This is a genomic window from Rhodopseudomonas boonkerdii (assembly GCF_021184025.1).
Classification (GTDB): Bacteria; Pseudomonadota; Alphaproteobacteria; order Rhizobiales; family Xanthobacteraceae; genus Tardiphaga; species Tardiphaga boonkerdii.
This window is the reverse complement of record NZ_CP036537.1, coordinates 4,151,739-4,175,349: the sequence shown is the minus strand read 5'-3', so window position 1 is coordinate 4,175,349 and position 23,611 is coordinate 4,151,739. Positions and strand designations below refer to the sequence as shown.

22 protein-coding genes are annotated in these 23,611 nt (G+C 61.2%); 10 read left to right on the top strand and 12 right to left on the bottom strand.

The genetic code is table 11. The features are described 5' to 3' along the window. Nucleotides 1-68: 68 nt before the first annotated feature. On the bottom strand, nt 69-686 hold the full coding sequence (locus E0H22_RS19240; protein WP_233022597.1) for a polysaccharide biosynthesis/export family protein: 618 nt from the start codon (nt 684-686) through the stop codon (nt 69-71). Nucleotides 687-797: 111 nt separating this feature from the next. Next, nucleotides 798-1,529, bottom strand: coding sequence for a metallophosphoesterase (locus tag E0H22_RS19235; RefSeq protein ID WP_233022596.1), 732 nt, complete (start codon nt 1,527-1,529; stop codon nt 798-800). 848 nt (nt 1,530-2,377) lie between these two features. On the opposite strand from E0H22_RS19235, the gene E0H22_RS19230 reads away from it, so the two are divergent. From E0H22_RS19230 to E0H22_RS19220, 3 genes are all read left to right on the top strand, one after another. Next, the gene (locus tag E0H22_RS19230; RefSeq protein ID WP_233022595.1) at nt 2,378-3,184 is read left to right on the top strand and encodes a sugar transferase; all 807 of its coding nucleotides are present in this window, start codon (nt 2,378-2,380) and stop codon (nt 3,182-3,184) included. Between the two features lie 121 nt (nt 3,185-3,305). After that, nucleotides 3,306-4,097 carry an FkbM family methyltransferase gene (locus E0H22_RS19225; RefSeq protein WP_233022594.1) on the top strand — a complete coding sequence of 264 codons (792 nt, stop codon included), beginning with the start codon at nt 3,306-3,308 and terminating at the stop codon, nt 4,095-4,097. A gap of 125 nt (nt 4,098-4,222) precedes the next feature. Further along, a complete protein-coding gene (locus tag E0H22_RS19220; RefSeq protein ID WP_233022593.1) occupies nt 4,223-5,542 on the top strand; it encodes a UDP-glucose dehydrogenase family protein in 1,320 nt (439 codons plus the stop codon). A 24-nt stretch (nt 5,543-5,566) separates the two neighbouring features. On the opposite strand, the gene E0H22_RS19215 is transcribed toward E0H22_RS19220, so the two are convergent. Further along, on the bottom strand, nt 5,567-5,989 hold the full coding sequence (locus E0H22_RS19215) for a hypothetical protein (protein ID WP_233022592.1): 423 nt from the start codon (nt 5,987-5,989) through the stop codon (nt 5,567-5,569). A 271-nt stretch (nt 5,990-6,260) separates the two neighbouring features. Between E0H22_RS19215 and E0H22_RS19210 the strand changes: the two genes are divergently transcribed. The 5 genes from E0H22_RS19210 (at nt 6,261) to E0H22_RS19190 (ending at nt 11,076) form a co-directional block, all read left to right on the top strand. Beyond that, on the top strand, nt 6,261-6,521 hold the full coding sequence (locus E0H22_RS19210; RefSeq protein ID WP_233022591.1) for a hypothetical protein: 261 nt from the start codon (nt 6,261-6,263) through the stop codon (nt 6,519-6,521). A 402-nt stretch (nt 6,522-6,923) separates the two neighbouring features. Then, nucleotides 6,924-7,079: a DUF6719 family protein gene (locus E0H22_RS19205; protein ID WP_233022590.1), complete on the top strand. Its 156-nt coding sequence runs from the start codon at nt 6,924-6,926 to the stop codon at nt 7,077-7,079. Between the two features lie 183 nt (nt 7,080-7,262). Then, on the top strand, nt 7,263-8,324 hold the full coding sequence (locus tag E0H22_RS19200) for a phosphotransferase (RefSeq protein WP_233022589.1): 1,062 nt from the start codon (nt 7,263-7,265) through the stop codon (nt 8,322-8,324). Nucleotides 8,325-8,350: 26 nt separating this feature from the next. Continuing rightward, entirely contained in the window at nt 8,351-9,691 is a 1,341-nt protein-coding gene (locus E0H22_RS19195) for an aspartate aminotransferase family protein (protein WP_430715170.1), read from the top strand. Next, on the top strand, nt 9,691-11,076 hold the full coding sequence (locus E0H22_RS19190) for a M20 family metallopeptidase (protein ID WP_233022588.1): 1,386 nt from the start codon (nt 9,691-9,693) through the stop codon (nt 11,074-11,076). Before E0H22_RS19195 ends, E0H22_RS19190 begins: the two co-directional genes overlap by 1 nt. A 167-nt stretch (nt 11,077-11,243) precedes the next feature. Here E0H22_RS19190 and E0H22_RS19185 read toward each other — a convergent pair whose 3' ends face one another. Beyond that, on the bottom strand, nt 11,244-12,101 hold the full coding sequence (locus E0H22_RS19185) for a VOC family protein (protein ID WP_233022587.1): 858 nt from the start codon (nt 12,099-12,101) through the stop codon (nt 11,244-11,246). A gap of 136 nt (nt 12,102-12,237) precedes the next feature. Here E0H22_RS19185 and E0H22_RS19180 point away from each other — a divergent pair, with 136 nt between their 5' ends. Continuing rightward, nucleotides 12,238-13,542 carry an NAD(P)/FAD-dependent oxidoreductase gene (locus tag E0H22_RS19180; protein ID WP_233022586.1) on the top strand — a complete coding sequence of 435 codons (1,305 nt, stop codon included), beginning with the start codon at nt 12,238-12,240 and terminating at the stop codon, nt 13,540-13,542. A gap of 137 nt (nt 13,543-13,679) precedes the next feature. Here the strand turns inward: E0H22_RS19180 and E0H22_RS19175 are convergent, their stop codons facing one another. From E0H22_RS19175 to E0H22_RS19160, 4 genes are all read right to left on the bottom strand, one after another. Next, on the bottom strand, nt 13,680-15,305 hold the full coding sequence (locus E0H22_RS19175; protein ID WP_233022585.1) for an ABC transporter ATP-binding protein: 1,626 nt from the start codon (nt 15,303-15,305) through the stop codon (nt 13,680-13,682). Beyond that, nucleotides 15,302-16,132: an ABC transporter permease gene (locus E0H22_RS19170; protein ID WP_233022584.1), complete on the bottom strand. Its 831-nt coding sequence runs from the start codon at nt 16,130-16,132 to the stop codon at nt 15,302-15,304. Before E0H22_RS19170 ends, E0H22_RS19175 begins: the two co-directional genes overlap by 4 nt. Nucleotides 16,133-16,134: 2 nt before the next feature. Further along, nucleotides 16,135-17,112, bottom strand: coding sequence for an ABC transporter permease (locus E0H22_RS19165; RefSeq protein WP_233022583.1), 978 nt, complete (start codon nt 17,110-17,112; stop codon nt 16,135-16,137). A 129-nt stretch (nt 17,113-17,241) separates the two neighbouring features. Beyond that, nucleotides 17,242-18,855, bottom strand: coding sequence for an ABC transporter substrate-binding protein (locus tag E0H22_RS19160; RefSeq protein ID WP_233022582.1), 1,614 nt, complete (start codon nt 18,853-18,855; stop codon nt 17,242-17,244). Between the two features lie 282 nt (nt 18,856-19,137). On the opposite strand from E0H22_RS19160, the gene E0H22_RS19155 reads away from it, so the two are divergent. After that, the gene (locus tag E0H22_RS19155) at nt 19,138-20,253 is read left to right on the top strand and encodes a DSD1 family PLP-dependent enzyme (RefSeq protein WP_233022581.1); all 1,116 of its coding nucleotides are present in this window, start codon (nt 19,138-19,140) and stop codon (nt 20,251-20,253) included. A 132-nt stretch (nt 20,254-20,385) separates the two neighbouring features. On the opposite strand, the gene E0H22_RS19150 is transcribed toward E0H22_RS19155, so the two are convergent. Genes E0H22_RS19150 through E0H22_RS19135 form a run of 4 tightly spaced genes read right to left on the bottom strand, consistent with a single transcriptional unit; the run spans nt 20,386 to nt 23,550 of the window. Then, a complete protein-coding gene (locus E0H22_RS19150) occupies nt 20,386-21,093 on the bottom strand; it encodes an ABC transporter ATP-binding protein (RefSeq protein WP_233022580.1) in 708 nt (235 codons plus the stop codon). Continuing rightward, nucleotides 21,093-21,845: an ABC transporter ATP-binding protein gene (locus tag E0H22_RS19145; RefSeq protein ID WP_233022579.1), complete on the bottom strand. Its 753-nt coding sequence runs from the start codon at nt 21,843-21,845 to the stop codon at nt 21,093-21,095. The genes E0H22_RS19150 and E0H22_RS19145 overlap by 1 nt, the downstream gene beginning before the upstream one ends. Beyond that, nucleotides 21,842-22,678, bottom strand: a complete 837-nt coding sequence (locus E0H22_RS19140; protein WP_233022578.1) for a branched-chain amino acid ABC transporter permease — start codon at nt 22,676-22,678, stop codon at nt 21,842-21,844. Before E0H22_RS19140 ends, E0H22_RS19145 begins: the two co-directional genes overlap by 4 nt. Beyond that, a complete protein-coding gene (locus E0H22_RS19135) occupies nt 22,678-23,550 on the bottom strand; it encodes a branched-chain amino acid ABC transporter permease (RefSeq protein WP_233022577.1) in 873 nt (290 codons plus the stop codon). Before E0H22_RS19135 ends, E0H22_RS19140 begins: the two co-directional genes overlap by 1 nt. Nucleotides 23,551-23,611: the final 61 nt, after the last annotated feature.

Genomic DNA, 23,611 nt, shown 5'->3' with positions numbered 1-23,611 from the left:
GCAGCGCAACGCGGAAGCAGTATCGCTGCTCGTCGGACTGAATCAGAGTGTTGAGAATGAGAAGAGATTTAAAAGTATCGCTCGGGAACACGCACATTGTCTCCGGGATAAAGGAGAATTGGCGCGTCCATGGGATAGATCTCTTCTACCGTCGAGCCGGCACGTCGCAGATATACTTTGTTCTCGTTGGCCCGATAGGTGTATCCGCCTGCGGTGGCAACTGCGTCAAGAACGGTGAGGCCGACCCGATACGGATATTCTCCGCTCTTCTTGACCTCGCCAAGAATATAGAATGGTCGATAAGCGACCATTTCCACGTTCACACGTGGATCTCTCACGATGCCCTTGGCTAGAGCTGATGTGATGCTGCGTTCGAGTTGCTTGGTGGTCAGGCCTGCGGCCTTCACCTGGCCTGCCAATGGTATCGAGACATTTCCGTTGGCGTCGACTTCATATTCGCCGGTGATATCAGGTTCGCCATAGACCTTGAGGCGAATGCGATCGGTCGGACCGAGGATGTAGGAGCCCGAAGGCGAAGCGGCGGAGAGGCGTTGCTGTGCGGAACCGCTCGGCGTATTGGCGACGATCGCGCCGAGGATAAGCAAGGACAGGACGGGCAGACCGGAAAGCCGGCGAAGCGATGGCATGACAGATCCCCAACAAGATATGAACTCGGTCATCTGCATGAGTGCGATGACATTTGATCGCGAACTGTCCGGTTAAAAGCGGCGAAAGAAAGTTGGGCGTCCCTACAGCACCTGCAATCGTGTGCCTCACGATCTCATCGCTAGGTTCTGCTACAGAATTATGATGTCGGTGCCTTCGATCGCGATACATGTGAGCACGCCACTGCGCCACGCGCCGGTGTCGATATTGATTCGGTTGTCGCGAATATCCGCGTGCGGAACCGGTGTGTGACCATGCACGACATAAAGTCCATGATCGGCCGCAGAGTTCAGAAATTCGTCCCGAATCCACATCAAGTCGTTTGGATTCTGGGCATTGAGGCTCACGCCCGGGCGTACACCGGCGTGAACGAACAGAAAGTCGCCACAGCGAACATTGTTCCGCAGGCATCGCAAAAAAAGCTGGTGGGCGGTGGGAAAAGCAGCGCAGAAAGCGTGCTGCACCTGTTCGGCAGTCTCCCCGCGTGTCGGTGCGACACCATACGACATCAATGTGGCAAGACCGCCGAGCTGACGCCAGCCATCGAGTGCAGCAGGATTGTCGTAAAGGAACTCTTCCATCAGCGCTTCATGATTCCCACGCAGGCAGATTGCATGGTTTTGCACCAGGCGCGCTGCCAACAGATCGATCACGCCCTTCGAATCTGCGCCACGATCGATGTAATCGCCGACATAGACTTCGCCGGCGAAAGCAATTGGCCGACGGTGAATGTCTTCATCGATCCGGGCAATGACGTCTTGAAGAAGGTCCGCTCGGCCATGGATGTCACCGATGGCATAGATGCGCGTGTCAGGCGGCAGCGTCGCCTTGTTCCGGCGCTGATGAGAAGGGTGGCGTGGCATGGTCGTCAAACTATGACGGGGAACTTGTTGCGGTCAAACCTAATCGCCCACACATCATCTTGTAGCGCGTCGGCGATGTCGTCGCAGAGGGACAGCGAGAGCTTGCAGTCCGGTAGTCTAGAAGAAAAAGAACCGGATAGCGGCAATCGTGGCGAGCCACGCAATTATATTCGCGACGATAATAAGGTAGCGTAGCGTGCGGCCGGTCGCCTGTGTGCGATCGGAAGGTGAATGGCCCATGACCGCTTCGTCCGTTTGTGCAGCGGGGCCCGGCATGGAGTCGGAACGCAGCGTGTCGGTGCAATCAGGCAGCACGAGAATCCGTGCTTCCGTCGTGTGGGTCTGTGTGGTCCGCCTTGGCGCCATGGTCTTAGCGACGATGTCTGAATGAAAAACTGTTTCTGCGTGGCACGTAATGCCAGGCCGTTTAGTATTCGATGAAAAATCCAACTCGAATCGCAACCATCACGTTTTGGCTTTGAACGTGATGAACGAAATCATGCACCGCTTTCCCCGGCTGCGCGATGATAATCTCGGGGCGTGTTGTACTTGCGGTTTTTTGCATGGCTGACCCAAGCTGAGCGCAGCGCAAGGCAGTCATAAAGCAGCTAAGCGCTTTTTCCCACACAGAATTTTTCGCGTTGCACAATCATCGTTACGGCTCGTGCTGCAAACTCGTCCACGTCAATACCGCTTTGCGGCCCCAATTCGCGCAAAGAGTTAAAGAAACTTCATCGACGAAAGCTATTCGAAGTGTGGGGCAAAAGGGTTCGTGAGTATTCGCATCTGCGAATGCCACGACGCTGACGACCAAGTGGCGTACCACGTCGCCCGCGCTGAGGAGAGGGATGTCCACCACGGTTCCAGCAGGGAGCGTCAATCAAATGGTCTCTACTGTTTCAGTCGGTCTTGAACGAAGCAAGGTGACTCCACTCTGGAAAGGGCAACAGTTTATCTCGACGCGGCCGGTGGAGCTTGCCGGTGGTTACGGAATCTATGGAAAAGGCGCTTATCGCGGTCGTCGCAACAAGGCGCTTATCAGGCGGGAACCCTCAGCGTCCCTCACCAAACGATTGTTCGATGTCACAGCGTCGGGGGCGGCGCTGGTGTTTTTCCTGCCCTTTTTCCTGATTGTTGCCGCGATCATCAAGTTGACATCACCCGGGCCGGTGTTCTTCACGCAGTATCGCTACGGCTATCGCAACCGCGTCTTCAAGATCTACAAGTTCCGCTCAATGCGGAACGATCTCGGGGACAAGTTTGGCGTTCGACAGACGGTGCAGGGAGATGCGCGCGTAACCTGGATTGGCAGGATTCTGCGCAAGACGAGTTTCGATGAACTGCCCCAGCTTATTAATGTGCTGAAGGGTGACATGTCGCTGGTCGGGCCGCGTCCTCATGTGCCGGGAATGCTGGCTGCCAACATGCTCTATGAAGATCTCGTACCCTACTACTTCCAGCGCCATAGCGCGCGTCCCGGGATTACGGGTCTTGCTCAGATCAGCGGCTGCCGGGGAAGCACCGTTGACCCTAAGCTGGCGATCGCCCGCATTGATTATGATCTCGATTATATCGAGAGCTGGTCCATGGCCCAGGATATCCGGATCATCGTTCGGACGGTACGCAAGGAATTCATTTCCGGCAACGCATTCTGACTTCAGTGACTGCTCGTCCGGAAGGATGCGAGCGGCAGGGACGTATCCGGCTGCCTGATGCGAGATGCCGCGCATCCAGACGTTCTTCAGATCGAAACTGCCTCGAACAAAGAGGACTGCGATGACCGCCATACAACGGACCAAGCAGATTTTGAAGGACGCGTTCCCTTCCATGTGGCTGCGCTGGCGCTTTATGAAGCGGCCGAAATCGGCGGAGCGCGAACTGAATTATCTCGACAAGATCGTGCCGGCCGGCGCCGTCACCGTCGATGTCGGCGCCAATGTCGGGCTCTACACGCAAAAGCTGGCCAGGCTGTCGGGCAAGGTACATGCTTTTGAGCCGTCTCACGACATGGCGACACTGCTGCGCCGGACTTCGGCATCGAATGTCAGCATTCACGAGATCGCGCTATCGGACCATGAGGGCGATGCCGACCTTTACATTCCGCAGAGCGATGACGGGCTCGTCCATGGTCTCGCCTCGCTCGAACAGTCGCACGCGCCAAATGTCACCAATGTCGTCGCCGCTCATGTGCCGCTGGCGCGGCTCGATGGCGTCATGAAGGACGAGGTGGCTTTCGTAAAGGTCGATGTGGAAGGGCACGAACTCAACGTTCTGAAGGGAGCGACCGGCCTGATCGACCGCTGCCAGCCGATCTTTCTTGTCGAGGCGGAGGACCGACATCGCACGGATGCCACGAAATCGATCTTCGAATTCTTCGAGAGCAAGGACTATCGCGGCTATTTCCTTGCCGATGACGATATCGTCCCCGTTGAATTCTTCGATATCGGGACGATGCAGGATTCCGATGCGCTGCTGCCCAACGGTGGCCGCAAACCCGGGCAATCCTACGTGAACAACTTCTTCTTCTTTCCGCGACACCTCGACGGCGAGTTGCTGCTCAGCAGCTGAGGGGTGACGGCATCAAGGCATGATCCCGAAAAGTGGCTGCCGGTTTTCGGATCAGATCATGCCCCTACAAACTGGGGGCGTCCGGGTCGTTCTGACTGCGGACTTATAAAAAGACAGGACATGCAATGCGAATTGCCATGATTGGCGCCGGCTATGTCGGGCTGGTGTCGGGTGCGTGCTTTTCGGACTTCGGTCACCACGTCACCTGCGTCGATACCGACGAGGGCAAGATCGACGCGCTCAATCGCGGCGAGATCCCGATCCACGAGCCGGGTCTCGACGCGCTGGTCGCCAGCAATGTCAAACAGAAGCATCTCAGCTTCGCCACCGACGTCACCAAGGCGGTGAGCGATTCCGAGGTCGTTTTCATTGCGGTGGGCACGCCGTCGCGGCGTGGCGACGGCCATGCCGATCTGACCTATGTCTATGCAGCAGCCCGCGAGATCGCCAAATCGATCACCAAATTCACGGTGATCGTGAACAAGTCTACCGTGCCGGTTGGTACCGGCGACGAGGTTGAGCGCATCATTCGCGAGGAGAATCCCGATGCCGAATTCGCGGTTGTCTCCAATCCGGAATTTTTGCGTGAGGGCGCGGCAATTCGCGACTTCAAGCATCCGGATCGCATCGTCATCGGCTCGAGCGATACGCGCGCCAAGCAGGTCATGGCCGAAGTTTATCGCCCGCTGCACCTGAATGCGTCGCCTATCCTCTACACCGACCGTCGCACGGCGGAACTCACCAAATACGCGGCCAATTCCTTTCTTGCTACCAAGGTGGCCTTTATCAACGAGATTGCGGATCTGGCTGAAAAGGTCGGCGCCAATGTGCAGGAAGTGGCGCGCGGCATAGGCCTTGACAACCGCATCGGAAGCAAATTCCTGCATGCCGGTCCCGGCTATGGGGGTTCATGCTTTCCGAAGGATACATTGGCGCTGATCAAGACCGGTCAGGATCATGAAGCGCCGCTGCGCATCGTCGAGACGGTTGTCGCGGTGAACGACCAGCGTAAGCGCGCGATGGCCCGCAAGGTGGCGCATGCGTTCGGCGGCAATCTGCGCGGCAAGACCATCGCGATCCTGGGCGTTACCTTCAAGCCGAACACCGACGACATGCGCGATGCGCCGTCGATCCCGTTGATCACCGCATTGCAGGACATGGGTGCCGAGATTCGCATCTACGATCCCGTCGGGATGGAGCAGGCGAAGAAGGTGTTCGAGAACGTCATCTTCTGCGACAGCGCCTATGATTGCGCACGCGGCAGCCATGCGGTGACCATCGTCACCGAGTGGGAGCAGTTCCGCGCACTTGATCTGAAGGAAATGGCGTCGATCATGGCTTGTCCGGTGATCGTCGATCTCCGCAACATCTATTCGCCTGACGAAGTGATCCGCAACGGCTTCCTTTACAGCGGTGTCGGCCGTCCGCAATCCGTCGCGTATTGAATTTGCGATGAGACCGAAGCTGCGTTACTGCGTGGCTTCGGTTTTCGGTGTCATCGAGCTTTCGACTGAAGCTGCGATGTGGTCATCCGCGCCGTGGAACAGTGCTTCCAGGCCTTCGCCGCCAAGATACCAGCTGCCGAAATAATACGTCGCTCCAACAATCGCGGCGGCCATGATGAGGCCGCGGCCCACGGAAATGACGATATCGGCCTTGGTGATCTGATGCATCAAGCTTTCCCGTTGAGGGCCGTCGTCTTGTGACGCGGCGGCGGTCCTGAACGTGCCGAGGAACTCGACAACAAGTAACAAGGCGATAAAACCTGCGGACAATAGCGAAATTGAGACGAGCTGCCGGCTGCCAAGGCCGAATTCGTCCATCGCGAGCGAGCCCATCGAATAGGCAAACAGCGCCGCGCTCCCGCCGCCGATCACGATGATCGCGATCAATTCCAGGATTCGTCCCATGCGCGACCATCTCCGCTGGGGATGACGGATTCAACCGTCGCATTTGCGACAATTCATCCCAGTTTAAGGCGCGGCCCGAACGGGGATGAATACAAAGCGTCATAAATGCGCGAAACCAAGGTATAGTATGACAGTTGCATGTGAATTTGGGATCGGAACCTTGGCGCGAAACGGTAGGATGCGGTCTAGAGGCGTAGCAATCGCGTTGGCGCTCGCCTGCGCATCCCTTGCGTCGGCCAATGAAATCGACCAGATGGCATCCAACCTGGAAAAGAGCTGTTCAAATCATTTCCGCAAGCGCCCGAACCGTCCTTCGAACGATTCAAGAAAGTTTTGCAGATGCTTCGCGGCCGAATTCACCTCGACAATTTCTCTGCGCGAGATCGACAGTGCAGGTGGAGCGGTGACGCCTGAAATTCAGGAGCAATTCGAACGCGCTGCAGAGAATTGCGGGCGCGATGTCGCACCGGGTGTCGCACAAGCCGGCAGGGCATGGGCGACGCAGGATAACTAGAGCATGATCCCGGAGGCGCCGGCGGTCAATCGTCTCATGTCATGTTCATGACTCACTCTCGCCTCATTTGATGCGGAGTTTGTGGCCGTTGGCGCATAGGGACGTTGTCGCGCCGGCATCGGGGACTGTTCAATTGACGATATCTCGCTCCAAGGCGCAGCCCGCGTCGCGCATGCCCGTATCCGGGCTGAAGCAAAAAGCAGGGCCCGCGGTCGAAGCTGTATCGGTCGCTTGTGCCCACTTGTTTGCGGTGGCGGCCATGGTCGTCATCGCGGGTCTGGTTATTTACGCGAGATAGGATTGATGCGTTCAGTTTGGCTTGGGCTTGTCGCTGCAGCCCTCACATTGTCCATGGTTCACCCGTCGGCAGCGCAGAGAGTTCTGTCTTTCGAACCTCTCGCGATGGATCCTTATTCCACCGTCTATGTCGATAACGGCTCTTGCTCCGCGGGCAAGGTGCTGAAGGTGCAGGGGGCGCCGAACAACCAGCGCCGCAAGAAGAGCTGCGTGCCGCTGTCCGATCTGCGCGGACCCACCGGGACCGTCCGCACCAGGTAAGTGCTCGATATGAGCTTGCTGGGGGGTATCCATCCGGCGATTGGCGGCCGGGTGCCGCGGATATCCTGACAACTGGCATCGAGATTGCTAGAATGGACATCGGCGTTGCCAATGTCGATCAGACCGGCTTGCATGCCAGCGCCGGTTCCGAATCGAGATTGGATCAACCAAGTGGATGCCCAAGTGAAACGCGAGACTTCCGCTCCGATTGCAATGCAGAGCGGCCTCGCGGCATCGTATATAAACATGAGCGAGGCGGAGGCCGTGGATCTGGCCCGCGCCCATTTTGGCATTGACGGCAAGCCGACCCGTTTTGCCACCGAAAAGGACGATACCTTCCGGATCGCGCCGGCCAGCGGCCGACGTTATGTGCTCAAGGTTGCCAATCCGGCCGAGGATGTCGCCGAAATCGATCTGCAGATCCGCGTGCTCGAACATGTCGCGGTCCGTGCGCCCGAATTGCCGATCCCGCGTGTGATCCCCAATGCAGCGGGCGAGGGGCACTTTCTCTACACCGACCGCGCCGGTCAGCGTCGCCAGGTCCGGATGATGTCTTTCGTCGAGGGCCAGCCGCTCGGCGAAGTGTCCATCGATGTACGTGGCCGGGAAGAAATCGGTCGGCTGCTGGCGACGCTGCGCCTCGCGCTCGCGGATTTCAGCCATCCTGCCGATGGGCGGGTGGTGCCGTGGGACGTCAAGAACCTGCCGACCCTAGCGCCGCTGCTGTCCGAAATTACCGATACCGGCTGGCGCGGAAGGCTGGAGACCGTGTTTGCGCGTTTTGCGACCATCGAATCGCGGCTTTCGCGCTGCCGCACCCAGGTGCTGCATAACGACTTCACGCTCTCGAACGTCGTTGTCGATCCCACGCTTCCGACTTTCATCAGCGGTATCATCGATTTTGGCGACACCGTACGTACCGCCATCGCCATCGATGTCTCGACGGCGATGCTCAACCAGCTGCCGGAGAAGATGGAAGGCGAGATTTTCGCCCATGGCCGCGATCTCCTGCGTGGTTATCTCGCCATCGCCGATCTCACCGAGGAGGAGCTTGCGCTGATCCCGCCGCTGATCATGTCGCGCCTCACCACGCGCATTTTGCTGTCCACCGCAATGGCGAACCGCGTGCCGTCGGTGGCGGACTACGTCTTGCGCAACAACCACATGACCTGGGGCCAGATCGACTGGTTCCTCACTCGCTCGATGGACGATCTCGGCAACCAGCTGATCGATCTCGCGTGTTAGCCAAGAACGCATCACAGGAGCATTCCATGTCAGTCACGTCAGCGCCGCGCGGCAAGATGGTCAACGGTTTCGATCCCGCCACGGCCTCCAGCCTCACGCCTGAAAGCCGCGAGCTCGTCGAACGCCGCATCGCGCTGCTCGGCCCGGCCTATCGCCTGTTCTACAAGGATCCTGTCGAGGTTGCGCGCGCCAACGGCGTGTTGCTCTACGACTCGCAAGGTAATGAATATCTCGACGCCTATAACAACGTCGCTTCCATCGGCCATTGTCATCCGCGCGTGGTCGAGGCGATCACCAGGCAGGCGCAGACCGTCTGTACTCATACGCGCTATATTCAGAAGGGCATCCTCGATTACGCCGAGCAATTGCTCGCGACCTTCGATGGTCCGGCACGCCACGCAATGTTCACCTGCACCGGTTCGGAAGCCAATGATCTGGCCGTGCGTATGGCCAGGCATCACACCGGCAATCAGGGTATCATCATCACCGATGAGGCCTATCACGGTAATTCCGAGCTAACCGCTGGCTTCTCGCCGTCGCTCGGCCCGTACTCGCCGCTCGGTACTTTCGTGCGCCGCGTGCCGGCGCCAGACAGCTATCGCATCGCGCCGGAAAATATGGGCCGCTGGATGGCCGACAAGGTCTCCGAACAGATCGTCGATCTGCAGCGCCGAGGCGCCGGCGTTGCCTGCTTCATCGCCGACTCCATGTTCTCGTCGGATGGCATCTTCTCGCATCCGACCGATCTCTTGCAGCCGGTGGTCGATGTCATCCACAAGGCTGGTGGCGTGTTCATCGCGGACGAAGTGCAGTCGGGCTTCGGCCGCAGCGGTGAGAAGCTGTGGGGCTATCAGCGCCACGGCATCACGCCCGACATCATCACCATGGGCAAGCCGATGGGGAACGGCTATCCCGTCGCCGCCGCGGTGATGCTGCCGGAAATCGTCGAGAGGTTCGGTCGTGACAATCGCTACTTCAATACATTCGGCGGCAATACGGTGGCCATGGCTGCTGCGCAGGCCGTGCTCAACGTCATCCATGACGAGAAGCTGGTGGAGAACTCCCTGAAGGTCGGCAAGATCCTGCGCGAAGGTTTCGAAGCGCTGGCGAAGAAGTATCAGGGCATCGGCGATGTCCGCGGCTCCGGCCTTTATATTGGCGTCGAAATGGTCAAGGACCGCAGCACCAAGGAGCCCGATGCGGCTGCTGCTGCCGCAATCGTCAACGGCCTGCGCGCTCGCCGTGTGCTGATCTCGGCCACCGGCGCCGCCGCCAACACGCTGAAGATTCGCCCGCCGCTGGTCTTTACGGCCGCGCATGCCGATCGCCTCCTCACCGAGGCCGACGCCGTGTTCGCGACGCTCTGATGTCGCGCGAACGAGTGATCGCGCACATCGATGCGCACTTCGAGTCCGGCGAGTTTCTCGCCGTGCTCGACCGTATGGTCGGCTACAGGACCGAGAGCCAGAGCGACAAGCATGGCGAGGAGCTGCGGGCCTATCTCGACAAGGAGCTGGTGCCGCAATTCAACGCACTCGGCTTTGCGACGAAGATCGTTCCGTCGCCTTCGGGTCGGGGGCCAAGCCTGCTCGCGACCTATTACGAAAGCGCCGAGCTGCCGACCGTGCTGATGTACGGTCACGGCGATGTCGTGCCCGGCATGGAGGGCGAGTGGCGCGACGGCCTCGATCCCTGGCGCTGCACGACGGTGGGCGAACGCGTCTATGGCCGCGGCACCGCCGACAACAAGGGCCAGCACGCCATCAATATCGCTGCGCTCCGCGCCGTGCATGTGGTGCGCGGCGGCAGGCTCGGCTTCAATGTGAAGTTCATCGTCGAGATGGGCGAGGAGATCGGCTCACCCGATCTGCCCAAGGTTTGCGAAAGCCTGCGCGATGAATTGAAGGCCGATCTATTCCTCGCCTCGGACGGTCCGCGGCTCTCCGCCGAACGCCCGACCATTTTTCTTGGCTGCCGTGGCGGTCGCCGCATCCATCTCGATCTCAAGCTGCGCGACGGAGCGCATCATTCCGGCAATTGGGGTGGCTTGCTCGCCAACGCTGCCACCATCCTCGCATCTGCTATATCGACGCTGGTCGATCGTGACGGCCGCATTTTGCTCGACGCCTTGAAGCCGCCGCGCATCACCAACCAGATCCGCGCGGCGCTTGCCGATGTGGTGGTGTCGCCGACGCCGGATGAGCCATCGCTCTCGCATGGCTGGGGCGAGGAGGGGTTGTCGCCCGCCGAGCGCCTCTATGCGTGGAATACGCTGGAAGTGCTGGCGATCAATGCCGGCAATGTCGCGAACCCTGCGAACGCCATTCCCGGTGAAGCGCATGCAGTGTTGCAGCTCCGCTTCGTCGTTGGCACCGACATCGAGAATGTCGTGCCGGCCATCGAGAAGCATCTCTCTGCGATGGGCTATGGCGACGTCAAAGTGAGCCAGTCGCAGTATTTCAACGCCTCGCGCACCGATGTCGACAATCCATGGGTCGGCTGGGCCGTGGAGTCGGTGCGCAAGACGACGGGCAAGCCGCCAGCGCTCTTGCCGAATTTCGGCGGCTCGCTGCCGAACGATGTGTTCACGGATATTCTCGGGCTGCCCACCGTGTGGGTGCCGCATTCCTATCCCGGCTGCTCGCAGCACGCGCCCGACGAGCACATCCTCAAGCCGGTGACGGCCGAAGCACTGCGCATCATGGCGGGCCTTTTCTGGGATTTGGGGGAAGTTAAAAGCAGAGTGCCGTAGTGCCTTCTCCCGTTTGCTGGGAGAAGATGGCCCGGCATAGCGAAGCCGGGACGGATGAGGGGCTATCAGCGCGTTCGGAGCCTGTGGAGGCTCCCCCTCACCCGACTTCCACGCGCTGTGGCGCGTTACAGTCGACCTCTCCCCGCAGGCGGGGAGAGGTTAATAACTTACCCCTTCACAAAGGCCAGCAGCACGCCATTCGCATTGGCTGGCGGCACGACGACACCGACTTCCGTCTTCGCGCCAGCCGACCCCACCGCCTTCTCCGCCGCGACCAGATCGCCGGCGGTGAATACCAGCGCCACGCCGCCACGTTCCGGTGCGCCGGCGAGCGAGGTGTCTGGGAAACGCTTCGCCAGTACATCCTTCGTCACGAACACGAAGTCCGCACGATCACCGCCCGATGGCACGGTAATGGCGCCGTCGCTTTCGTTGCGCGTTGCGCCGTCGATCATTTTGGCGAGATGAGCAGCGTCCTTCGCCGGCTCCGTGGTCACGATCAGCACCTGCTTCAGCCGCTTCGCGCTGTTCGCGTGCACCATCAGCTCGGGAATCCACACCGTCTCGCGCGTCTTGTGCTGGCAGGCGAAGATGCGCAGCCCGCCCGGCGCTTCCTCGATCGGCCACTGGAAGACGCGGAATTTCGCGGCGCTCACGCTGCCATCGGGCAGCGTCACCGGTCGCTCGAAATCGGTGGGGCCGAGTGCCTTGTAGCCGCGCGCGGTGATCTCCTCGGCGCCGGCCGCGGAGTCAACGGCGGTAAAGGCAATCCGCTCCACACCTTCGCCGCGCTTGGCGATGAAGGCGCGGAGCGGCGCATTGTGCTCGGTCTCGGCGATCACGCCGAGCAGCTCGACATAGTCGGGATCAAGCATGATCGTGTAGTTGCCCGAGCCCATCTTGGCGCTGTGGGTGCCGCGCGGTGATAGCGTGAAGCCGAGCTTTCTCCAGATTGTCGCTGCGCTATCGAGGTCTTTGACGGCGACCACGGCATGGTCAATTCCGATGATGTTCTTGAGGGTCATGCGAGCACCGCCTTGCATTGGATTGGGTGCGTAAACTATGCAGAATGCAGATGTGCCGCAAGGGAAGGGATCATGTGATCGGCCCTGCGTTTCGCTATGATTGTGCCATGAAGATTGGGACTGGAAGAGGCTGACGATGGAAACAGCGAATGCGCCCTGGCCGAAGTCGCTTTGGGCCGCCGTCACGCCTCCGGGACCGGAATTGCCCGAACTCAAGGGCGCGGTCGAGGCCGATGTCGTTGTCATCGGTGCCGGCTTCACGGGCCTTTCTACGGCGCTGCATTTGCGCGAGCAGGGGATCGATGTCGCCGTGGTGGAAGCCGTCGAGCCCGGCTGGGGCGCTTCCGGCCGCAACAACGGGCAGGTGATCCCGACGCTGTCGCGCCCCGATCCCGAGGATATCGTCAAGCGCTATGGCGCCGCTGGCGAGCGTCTTGTCGGCCTCATCCGCGACAGTGCCTCCATCTTGTTCGATCTAGTCCGTCGCTATCAGATCCAGGCCGAAGGCGAGCAGGATGGTTGGATCCAGCCGGTGCACTCACCAGGCCGTATCAAGATCGCCGAGCGTCGCGTGCGGCAGTGGTCGAAGTACGGCGCGCCGGTGGAGCTGTTGTCGAATGACGACATGCGGAAGATGCTTGGCTCTTCCGCATGGTTTGGCGGTTTCTGGAACAAGACCGGTGGCCACATCAATCCGCTGGCGCTGGCCCGCGGCCTCGCCCGTGTGGTGCTGGAACAGGGCGGGCGTATCTATGCGCGCTCGCCGGTGGAGAGCTTTGCGCGGAACGGCGATCGCTGGACCGTCAAGACGGCGCAAGGACACGTCAACGCGCGCGCACTGGTGGTCGCGAGCAATGCCTATACCGGCGAATTCTCGAAACAGCTTTCGCCCGGTATCGCCAGCGAAGTGATGCCCGTGCTGTCCTGGCAGATGGCGACGCAGCCGCTGTCCGAACAGGTCCGCAAGACGATCATTCCAGGCCGTCAGGCGGTGTCGGATACCCATGGCGAACTTTATTTCATGCGCTATGACGCGCGCAATCGCCTGGTCACCGGCGGCAACGTCATCGGCTTCGGTGACAAGACGGGGCGCCTGAAAGAGATGGTCGGCGCCCGCCTGCAGCGGCTGTGGCCGGAGATCGGCGAGGTCAAGTTTGATTATGTCTGGAACGGCTATGTCGGCATGACCACCGATTTCCTGCCGCGCATGCACAAGCTCGGCCCGAATGCCTTCGGCTGGACAGGGTGCAACGGCCGTGCCGTGGCGCTGTCCATTGCGCTCGGCAATGAGTTTGCAAAGGCGGTGAGCGGCGTGCCGGATGATGAGCTGGCGCTGCCCTTCTCGGAGCCGGTGCCGATTGCGGCGCACGGGCTGATGCGATTGCTCGCGCCGTTTATGCTGCTGGTCTATCGGTGCAGGGATAAGAAGGAGATGGCGTAACACGCGCCATAAACTCCGCCCTCATCCTGAGGAGCGGCGCATCGCGCCGCGTCTCGAAGGATGGCCACGCACTCCGGAGCCCGGTCAGCTCATGGTTCGAGACGGCGCTACGCGCCTCCTCACCATGAGGGGCCGAGTTAAGCCGTGATCGGCTCCTTCTTCCTTGTAAAATCCCCGCCGGGAATCGACGCCAGCAGCGCCCGTGTATAGGGATGCTGCGGCTTGCCGAACACCTCGCCGGCAAGCCCGTGCTCGACCACTTCACCGTCCTTCATCACGGCCACGAGATCGCAGATCTGTGCGGCGACACGCAGGTCATGCGTAATGAACACGATCGACAAGCCCAGCCGCGCCCGCAGGTCGTGCAGCATCTTCAGCACCTGCGCCTGCACGGAGACATCGAGGGCCGACACCGCTTCGTCCGCCACCAGCACATCCGGCTTCAGCGCGAGCGCGCGGGCGAGGCCGATGCGCTGGCGCTGACCGCCGGAGAATTCATGCGGTAGGCGGTCCATGGCCGAGGGATCGAGGCCGACGAGCCGAAACAATTCCTTCGCCTCCGCAAGCGCCTGCGCACGCCGCACGCCATGCACGATCGGTCCCTGCGCCACGAGATCGCCGGCTTTGCGGCGCGGATTGAGCGAGGCGAACGGATCCTGAAACACCATCTGAATGTGCTTCGTCTCGCGCCGGACCTCGTCGCGCGACAGTTTTGCCCAGTCCTTGCCTTCCAGCACGATGGCGCCGCCATCGGGATCGATCAGGCGGATGATGCAGCGTGCGAGCGTCGATTTGCCCGAGCCGGATTCGCCGACAATGCCCAGCGTCGCGCCGCGCGGCAAGCTCAAGGATACCGACTTCACAGCATGCGTGACGCGCGCGCCGCGACCGAGGAAGCCACCATTGCGATAGGTTTTTGAGACATTCTCCAGCGTGAGGATGTTCTCTTCATTCAGTTTGCGTGCTGGCGGCGCTGTCAGCGGGGGCACGGCAGCGATGAGTTGCTGCGTATAAGGATGTTGCGGATTGCGCAGCACATCATTGACGGGACCGTGCTCCACCACCTTGCCATGTTGCATCACCGCGACGCGATCCGCGACCTCGGCGACCACGCCGAAATCATGGGTGATGAACAGCACCGCCGTCTTACGGCGGCTCTGCAGCTCGCGGATCAGCTTCAGGATCTGGGCCTGCGTCGTGACATCGAGCGCCGTCGTCGGTTCGTCCGCAATCAGCAGTCGCGGATCGAGCGCGAGCGCCATGGCGATCATGGCGCGCTGGCGCTGGCCACCGGAGAGCTCGTGCGGATAGGTGCGTGCTGCCTGTGCGGGATCGGGAATGCGGACGTCCTGCAGGAGCGCCAGCACGCGCGCCTTGATGTCCTTCTTCGAGAGGTCCGTATGAATCTCGAACATCTCGCCAATCTGGTCACCGATGGTGCGCAGCGGGTTCAGCGCGGTCATCGGCTCCTGGAAGATCATGGCGATGCCGGCACCGCGTACCGTGCGCATCTCGGCATAAGATGCGCTGGCGAGGTCCTTGCCTTCGAACAGCACGCGACCGCCATCGATGGCGACTTCCGGCGGCAGCAGCCGCATCACGGCATTGGCCATCACCGATTTGCCGGACCCGCTTTCGCCAACCACGCAGACGATCTCGTCGGCGGCGATCGACAGCGACACGCCGCCGAGCGCGTGGGTGCGATCCGCGCCTTTCGGCAGCCGCACGCTGAGATTTTCGATGGTGAGGATGGTCTCGCTCATCGGCTCTTCAGTCTCGGATTGAGCGCATCATTGAGTCCCTGGCCGACCAGGGATACAGCGAGCACGGTCAGCAGGATGGCGATTCCGGGAATCGCGGAGACATACCACTGCACGCGCAGCACGTCGCGGCCGAGGCCGATCAGGTTCCCCCAGGACGCGACATTGGGATCGGACAGGCGCAGGAAGGCGAGGGCGCTTTCAAGCAGGATCGAGACGGCCATCACCACGCTTGCATAGACGATGACCGGTGGCAGCGCGTTCGGGAGAATTTCGCCGAGGATGAGCTGCAGGTCCCTCATGCCGAGCGTGCGCCCGGCCTGCACGAATTCGCGGTTGCGCAGCGACATGAACTCCGCACGCGTCAACCGCGCCGGTGCCGGCCATGATACGATGCCGACAGCGACGGTCACGGTGGTGAGCGTCGAGCCGAACACGGCGACCAGCACCAGCAGCAACACGAAATTCGGCAGTGTCTGGAATGCCTCGGTGATGCGCATCAGGATCGTATCGATTTTGCCGCCGTAGAAGCCGGCAAAGGCGCCGATCAGCACGCCGATGATCACGGCAATCAATGTCGCGACGCCGCCGATCAGGAGCGAAATACGGGCGCCGTAAAAAATCTGCGCGGCGATGTCGCGGCCGGAATTGTCGGTGCCGAGCGGAAAGCGCGGATTGGCGAAAGGCCACACCAGCGGGCGTCCGGCCAGCGACAGCGGATCGTTCGGATAAATCCAGCCCGCGCTCACGGCCATGGCGATGACGATGAGCAGCAACAACAGGCCGACCACAGCGGCGGGGCTGCGGAAATAGCGTTTCACGGCGTCCATCCTCAGCCCTCTGCTTGGATGCGCGGATCGAGCCGCGCGTAGAGAAGATCGACGAGGAAGTTCACCAGGATCACAAGGAGAGCCGAGACGAATACGATGCCGAGCAACGTGTTGAGATCGCGCTGGATGACCGATTCATAAGCGAGGCGACCGAGGCCGGGCAGCGAGAACACGCTCTCGACGACGACCGAGCCGCCGAGCATGGTCCCAGCCTGCAGACCGATCAAAGTCACCATCGGCAGCAATGCGTTGCGGAGCACATGCTTGGCGATGATGCGCGTTTCATCGAGCCCCTTCGCACGTGCGGTGCGCACATAGTCCAGATTGAGCACTTCCAGCATCGAGGCGCGCATGATGCGGAGATAAATGGCGAGGAAGATCAGTGCCAGCGTTAGTGTCGGCAGCACCAGATGCGCGGCGATGTCGAGCGTGCGTTCGAAGCCGGTCTGTACCGCCCCGATATCCTCGAAGCCGCCGGCGGGCAGCCATTGCAGATAGATCGAGAACACCACGATGGCCATGAGGCCGAACCAGAAGGACGGCGTGGCGTAGAAGATCAGGCCGAGCGTCGAGATCAGCGTGTCCGGCCAGCGATTGACACCGCGCGCGGCGACAACGCCGAGCACCAGGCCAAAGAAGAAGGCGAAGGAGAGCGACGCGGTCATCAGCAGCAGCGTCGCCGGCAGGCGTTCGAAGATCACGGTGGCGACGGGCTTGCCATAGATCGAGGAGAAGCCGAGATCGAACTGCACCAGCCGCCACAGATAGTTGGCGAGCTGCATCGGCACCGAGAGATCGAGCCCGTAAAACTTGCGTAGCTCGCGCGCGGTCGCGGCATCGCCTCCGCCCATCTGCGCCATCATGGCGTCGACCGTGTCGCCCGGTGCCAGTTGCAGCAGCAGGAACACGCCGATCAGGATCAGGAAGAGCGTCGGAAGCGATGCGGCGAGCCGCCGACCCGCGAGAGTTAAGATGCGCATGTGGCTAGTGTAGTTTTCATTTGCAATGACGCCAAGCTCTCTCCGTCATTGCGAGGAACGTAGCGACGACGCAATCCAGAGCTACCCGAAGAAGACTGGATTGCTTCGCTGCGCTCGCAATGACAGAAGTTACGCGGAAAGCCAAAGATCGTGCCAGCTCGACGAACCCCAACGCGGATTGTTGGAATGGTTACGCGCCTTGGCGGTGATGACAGTGACGAAGATCTGTTCGATCGGCATCCAAACCGGCAGTTCGGTGTTGGCTTCCTTGACGAACTCCGCATAGAGCGCCTTGCGCTTCACCGGATCGATCTCGGTGGCGGCGTCGTCGATCACTTTGTCGATCTGGTCGTTCTTCCAGTCCCACTGATTGGTCCAGGGCGCTCCGACAGGCTGGCCGGAGCGATACCAGACGGTGGTCGAGACGGCTGGATCGTTGCGATACTGGTGCCAGCCGGTGGAGAGATCGAAGGCGTGGTCGGCATAGACCTGCTTCAGGAAGCCGCCACCATCGTTGCGCACGATCTCGACGGGGATACCGACTTCCTTCAGTGACTGCTGGATGAAGGTCGCCCACAATGAAATGTCCTCGCCCCATGGTGCGGGCAGAAGGCGCAGCGAGAAGCGGGTGCCACCGGCGCCGGGCTTGAAGCCGGCCTCATCCAGCAGCTTGATCGCTCTGGCCTTGTCATAGGGATATTGCGGCGTGTCGGGGCCGGGATAGAAGTCGGTGGAGACCGAGGGGATCGGGCCGGTGCCGGGCTTGGCAAAATCGCCAAGAAAATTCTCGATGAAGAACGGCACGTTGATCGCATGGGCGATGGCGCGGCGGACGCGGATATCTGCCAGCTCCTTGCGACGGAAATTGAATTCGATCGTGTTGGTGCGTGCGTTGCCCTCATTGCCCTTGGTGGAAACGATGAAACGCTTGTCCTTGCCGAGCCGCGCCATGTCGGAAATCGTCAGGCCGGAGAACGGCGAATACTGGATATCGCCGGCTTCCATCTGCGCCGCGGCGGCGGCGCGGTCGGTGACGACCTTCCAGACGATGCGATCGAGATAGGGCGCATTCGGGCGCCAGTAATTCTCGTTGCGCTCGGCAATGATGTATTGGCCGCGCTCATATTTGTTGAACTTGAACGGACCGGTGCCAACCGGCGCGAGATTGGCCGGGTTCTGCCGGATGTCGCTCGAGCCTTCATAGATGTGCTTGGCCGAGACATAGCCGAGATCGGGAAGGGCGCGCAGCAGCAGGCCGAGAGGCATTGGGCGCTCATATTTGAACACGGCGGTCTGGGCGTCGGGCGTTTCCACTGCCGTGAGGAAGAGCTGTAGCGTCGATCCGTAATTGAGGATCTTCTTCCACATGTTCATGGCGGTGAATGCGACGTCGGCGGAGGTGAAAGGCTTGCCGTCGTGCCAGGTCACACCCTTGCGCAGCTTGAAGGTGATGGTCTTGCCGTCCGGTGAAGACTCCCAGCTCTCGGCCAGTACGCCAACCGGCTGGCCTTTCTCGTCGAGATCGACGAGGGCTTCCTGAATTTTGCCGCCAATAATGTAGACTCCGGTGGAGGCCTGCAGGCTGGGGTTGAGCTGGCGCTGTTCTGCACCATAATGCACATTGAACACGCCGCCCTTGCGGGGCGCCTCCTGGGCGAAGGCGCGAAAGGGGTTGGCCACGTTGGCTGCAATGGCGGCTGAGGTCAGCAGCGCGGCGCGGCGTGTCATTTCAAGGCGGTTCATCTGTCAAATTCTCCTGCGTCTGCCTGCGCATAGCGGAAGGGTTCGGTTCCACGCAAGCTACGGCAGAAACTTGGATGGAGTCATGCGTAAATCCCGGGCGAAGGGACAATTCTTGCGTCATGGCCACGTTCCTTGGCAATAATTTCTCCGCGTCGGTTTGCCGGTTAGCTTGATCGCCAAGCCATTTTCCGCCGGACGGCCGCGACTTTCGTGTGTCTTCAACTCGCTGTCGCCCGTTGCTAGACATCTTTTCAAGTCGTCATTCCGGAGTTCGCCAGCGCCATGACCGTTCTCGATCCGACCATGCCGGCCCTGCAGGACATTGCGACGCCGGCGCTGGTGGTCGATGGCATGGTCCTTCAGAACAACATCGCGGCCATGGCGGATTTCGCAAAAGCGAACGGCATTGCACTCCGCCCGCATGCCAAGACGCACAAATCGCCGCGCCTCGCGCAGTTACAGATCGAGGCCGGTGCGGTCGGGATTTCCTGCGCCACGGTGGCTGAGATGGAGGCGATGGCGGAGGCCGGCATGCCGGGCTTGCTGCTGACGACGCCGGTGGCGGATCGGGTCAAGCTCGCACGCATCGCTGCGCTCGCTGATGGCACCGACATATCACTCGTCGTCGATCACCCCGACCAGATCCATGTGCTTCACACGTTGCTCGACACCGGCAGCCGGCCGGTTCAGGTGCTGATCGATATCGATGTCGGCCAGCGCCGCACCGGCGTTGTCGAGCCGGCAGCGACACTGGCTCTGGCGCAACTGATCGAAGCGACACCCGGCATGACATTCGGTGGCATCCAGGGCTTTGCCGGCCATGTCCAACACATGATCGATGACCACGAGCGCAAGGCGGGGGCGGCGCAGGTTCGCGGTATTCTCGATGGTCACCTGCGTGTGCTGAATGATGCGGGCATCAAGGCTCCCATCGTCACCGGCAGTGGTACCGGCGCCTATGCCTTCGACATCGCCGGCACGTTTACGGAGCTGCAGGTAGGTTCTTACTTGTTCATGGATGCCGATTACGGCCGCCTGCGGGTTGAGGGCGGCGGAACGCTGCCGTTCGAGCCGAGTCTGTTCGTGCTGGCGACGGTCACCTCGGTGAACCGTGCCGGTGAATTCACCGTCGATGCCGGCGTGAAGGCGATGGCCTTCAACGGTCCGGTGCCGTCAGTGATGCTCGGTGTGCCGGAGGGCTCGACCTATCGCTTCGGCGGCGACGAGCACGGCATGATCACGCTTCCCGAAGGCGCCGAGAAGCCAAAACTGGGCAGCCGCGTGCTGCTCATCGCGACGCATTGCGACCCCACCGTGAACCTGCATGCGAGCTATCATGTCGTGGGGCACAATGGCAGCGTCAAGACGTGGCCGGTGATGGCGAGATACGGGGCGTAGTCCCAAGCTGCCCCACACTGTCGTTCCGGGCGCCTGCAGCGCGAACCCGGAAGCTCGAAATAGTTGAGATTCCGGGAAGCCAAACACTCCGAGGTTTCGGATTCGCGCGGCGCGCGCCCCGGAACGACAGAGTTAATGTCCCCCGCCCAAAAACGCCTCCGACAGCGTCGGATCGTTGATCAGCGCCTCCGCTGAGCCCGACGTCACCACGCGCCCGGTCTCCAGCAGATACGCCCGGTCCACGATCTTCAGGGTCTGCCTTGCTTTCTGCTCCACCAGCAGCACTGTCAGGCCTTCATCGCGGAATTGGGCGATCATGCCGAACAGGCTCGCCGTCATCAGCGGCGCCAGACCCAGCGACGGCTCGTCCAGCAGCAGCAGCTTCGGTCTCGATAGCAGCGCGCGGCCGATGGCCAGCATCTGCTGCTCGCCGCCCGAGAGCAGGCTGGCGAGCCCGTCGCGGCGTTTGCCGAGGATGGGGAAGCGCTCCAGCATCTTCTCCATATCAGCCATCGCCGCCGATTTGTCGCTGCGGGTGTAGATGCCCATCAGCAGATTCTCATACACGGTCATGCGCGCCAGAATGCCGCGGCCTTCCGGCACCAGGGCAATGCCGCGACGCAGATTCTTCTCGGCAGCGTTCGGTGTGAGCTTCTCGCCCTCGAATGAAATCTCGCCCTGGAACGGCAGCAGTCCAGCGATAGAGCGGGCGATCGTGCTCTTGCCGGCGCCATTGGCGCCCAGCAGTGCGACGATCTCTCCTGCCTTGATCTCCAGATCGACGCCACGGACGGCGGTGATGGCGCCGTAGCGGACCTCCAAGCCCTTGATCGTGAGCATCAGTTGTCCTTTCCGAGATAGGCGTCGAGGACGACCGGATTGGCGCGCACGTCCTCCGGCGTTCCTTCGGCGATGGGCACGCCGAAATCCAGCACATAGAGATAGTCGCACAGGCGCATCACGAAATTCATGTCGTGTTCGATCAGGAGAATGGAGAGGCCGGTGTCACGCAGCCGCAGCATCAGAGTGCGGATCTCTTCGGCCTCGTCATGGTTCATGCCAGCGACGGGTTCGTCGAGCAGCAGCAGTTTTGGCTTGGCGGTGACAGCACGCGCCATCTCCACCTTGCGCTGGATGCCGTAGGGCAGGGACTTTGCCGACCGGTCGCGATATTCGGTGAGGCCGAAAAACTCCAGCACTTCTTCCGCACGCGCGAGTGCGGCCGGATTGGCCCAAGAGATCGGCAGCAGTCGGCGCCATGCAGCCTCACTGTGCGGCTGGGCGACGAGCAGATGCTCCCACACGGACATCGAGCTGAACAGGCGGATGTTCTGGAACGTGCGTGCCACGCCCTCGCGGACGATCTGGTAGGATGGCCACTGGGTGACATCGACGCCCTTGAGTTTCACCTCGCCGGCATCGGCGCGATAGGCGCCGGTGATGGTGTTGAACAGCGTCGTCTTGCCGGCGCCATTGGGGCCGATCACGCCGACGATCTTTCCTTCCGGCACCTCGCAGACCATGTTGGACAAGGCATGAATGCCGCCGAACGTCTTGGTGACGCCGGTGAGTTGAAGCAGCGCGGCGCTCATGCTGAAGCCCTCCGGAAAGTAAGCATTCGGATCAGCGAACGGTCGAGAATGCCCTGGCGCCGCACCAGCAGCACCAGCACCAGCAGCGAGCCGAAGGCGGCGAGCCGCCAGTCGGCGATCGGCCGCAGGAATTCCGGCAGGAAGATCAGCAGCAGCGAACCAACCAGAGAGCCCGGAGCGACGGTCGAGCCGCCGAGAATGACGGCGAGCACGAATTCCACCGACCGTTCGAAGCCGAAATTGGCCGGCTCGATATAGACATTGTGATGCGCGAACAGGCCGCCTGAAATCGCCGCCACCGCCGCACCGGCGGCGAAGGCGCCGATCTTGGTGACGACAGTGTTGAGGCCGATCAGGCCGGCAGCGGTCTCGTCATCATGCACCGCCTGCATTTCCAACCAGACGCGCGAACGCTCCAGTAGCATTACGGCGATCAGGATGCCGCCAGCCCACAGCCAGATATAACCGACGCCGACATGCTGCATGCCGCGGAAGCCGCCCGATCCGCCCATGGTGTCGAAATTTAGGAAGAAGCTGCGCACCATTTCGCCGAAGCCGACGGTGGCCATGGCGAGATAAATGCCTTTCAGCCGCAGCGCCGGGAAGGCCACGATGGCGCCCATGATGCCTGCGGCAATCGCCGAGATCACCAGCGCCAAAGTCAGCGGCACATTCATCGTGACTGTCAGCCACGATGACAGATACGCGCCAATGCCCATGAAGGCGCCGTTGCCGAGCGAGAGCTGGCCGGTAGCTAAAATAATATAGACGCTCAGCGCACCGAGCAGGAGAACGCCCGATTCCGCGAGCAGGCTTGCGTAATAAGTCGACATCAGACGCGCTGCCCCTGATCGGACCGCGCACCGCCAAGCAGGCCCTGCGGACGCAGCAGAAGAATGAGAATCATGAAACCGTAGACCACGAAGTCGCGCACCTGCGAGCCGCCATAGGCCACCGTGAGCACTTCGGCGATGCCGATCAGCGGGCCGGCAACGAGCGCACCCCAGATCCGTGTGGTGCCGCCGATCACCATAACGGCGATGGCCTTGAGGCCGATCTCGACGCCGAGATAGGGGGTGATGGCGCCGTAATGCAGCGCGATCAGCACGCCGGCGACGCCGGCGAGGGCGCCGGAGAGAATGAAGGCCATCATCATCAGTCGGTCGGCGGAAACGCCAAGTATGCGGGCGACGTCACGGTTTTCAGCGACGGCGCGGAGCGCGCGGCCCATCGGCGTCTTCTGCACGATGTAGGCCGTGAGCGCGACCAGTACCACGGTGGCGCCGAGGACGAGCAGCTGCATTGAGCCGATGCTGATCGGGCCGATCTGATACTGGTCGCCGAAGATCGAAAGCTGCAGCGGATCGGAGCCCCAGATATTGGTTGCGATGTTCTGCAGTATGATGGAGAAGCCCAGGGTGGACAGCATCGGTGTCACCAGCGGCGCATCGCGCAGCGGCTGGTAACCGATCTTTTCGACGATGATGGCGATAAGGGCTGCGCCGGTCATGCCGCCGAGCACGGCGACGGGCAGCGGATAACCGGCATCGATCAGCGTGAAGCCGATGAAGCCACCGATCATGAACAGTTCAGCAATCGCGAGATTGAGAATGCCGAGAATGCCCATCACGAGCGAGTAGGACAACGCGAGAAGCGTATAGACCGCTCCCAGCGTAAGTCCGTTGACGAGTTGCTGTATCAGCATGGGAATCGCATTCGTTAGTAGTGAGATCGTCGGTGATTGTCGTTACGACAACGGCCGGGAA